General features: G+C 34.2%; 2 protein-coding genes. Both read right to left on the bottom strand.

The window, feature by feature from the left end; genetic code table 11:
* Positions 1-24: 24 nt before the first annotated feature.
* The gene (locus HNS40_RS22330) at positions 25-840 is read right to left on the bottom strand and encodes a transposase (RefSeq protein ID WP_216663805.1); all 816 of its coding nucleotides are present in this window, start codon (positions 838-840) and stop codon (positions 25-27) included.
* 136 nt (positions 841-976) lie between these two features.
* Positions 977-1,360, bottom strand: a complete 384-nt coding sequence (locus HNS40_RS22335; RefSeq protein WP_172284923.1) for a transposase family protein — start codon at positions 1,358-1,360, stop codon at positions 977-979.
* Positions 1,361-1,414 lie beyond the last annotated feature (54 nt).

Here is a 1,414-nt window from a genome sequence, read left to right on the forward strand (position 1 = left end):
GGGTCAAGTTAATTTTTATGGGGACTACGAAAAAAGCTTTGATAATCTAAAGAGGAAAAACGATACATCCGTAACGCCTCTGAGGTTAGATCTAAAAAGCTTTATTTTAGCATTGAAAGATTCCGCATTGGCATTGGTATTTCTGTTTTTAAAGAAATTAAGGATATTATCAATGTGGTATTTTATTGATTTAGCAGCCGAATAAAACTCTTTTATATCTTGGTTCATTGATTTGTCTATCCACTGTCTAAATTTCTGCTGAGCAATATCCATTGAGTTTTCTTCATAGATATTTCTAAACTCAAGAGAATGATTATAAGCCTGTTTAAGCTTTGGATGTATACTGAATAAAAGACCTGCTCTTTGTTTCTGATTATCAGTCCAGTCAGTTGGCTTTTTTGCGATAACAAACCTAGCTCTAGCTAATAATTGTTTCGGGGTATCTCCATTTTCTAGTATTTCAGGTTTGTGCTTTTTGTTCTGTTTTCTTGCTTCATCAATGGCTTCATTTTCCTTATCTAATTCTTCCCAACGTAATTTTACCCGTACATGCTGCAGAGCATCTGTAACCAATTTTACAACATGAAATCTATCGGTAACTAGATTTGCGTTAGGAAAACACGTCTTGACGGATGATTCCATATTTTTGGCCATATCAAGACTTACTTCTTTAACCTTTTGCCTGACATCAAGAGGTAGTTTCTCAAGTACACTTATTATGTCTTTAGATAAGGTTCCTTTTATCGATGCCAATAAGGTTCCTTTTTTACCATGTCCATTCTTGTTTGTTACAAAAGTGTAAAGCTCTCCCTGTGATAAGGAAACTTCATCAATACTCATGTAATCACCTACATTCTTTGGAAAAAGCATATAGTCCTCAGAATGCAATCTTTGTTCCCAGTCCTGAAAACCACTACTATACTTCTTGTATTGCCTACGAAGTTTGTCTGCTTTAACTCCATAAAAACTGGCAATATTACTTATCGTATCTTCTCGGGTCTCTACCTGTTCCTTTTAAAAAATCTGAAAGTTCTTGTGTTAATCGTGAACCTTCAGCAACAAGTGAATAATCTCTTGTTATCTCTTTATGTGTTTGCTTATGACGCCATCTGCGTCTTCGAATTACTAAATATACCGCTTTACCTCGTATAGGAAAGTCTTGTACTTTTGAGGACGGTAAAAAACCTTTTGACTCATAATTAATATTTAAATATCCTGATGGCAAGAGGTTACGCTCATCTAGACATAGAAAGTATTCATCTTGCTTAGTAGATACATTGCCTAACTTGTAAAACTCTTTTACCTCAAAATAATCTAAGATAAATGCGGGTAAAAACTCTTGTAATATTGTTAATTCCAAAACTTAATTTTTGTCAGCTAAGATAAGGATTCCCCATAGTTTTTAATGTGACCC

Source organism: Lentimicrobium sp. S6, from assembly GCF_013166635.1.
GTDB lineage: Bacteria > Bacteroidota > Bacteroidia > Bacteroidales > UBA12170 > UBA12170.

Bases quoted from the DNA above. Each gene is read 5' to 3' on its own strand.
- HNS40_RS22330 (WP_216663805.1), bottom strand. From the start codon at position 840: ATGAGTATTGATGAAGTTTCCTTATCACAGGGAGAGCTTTACACTTTT.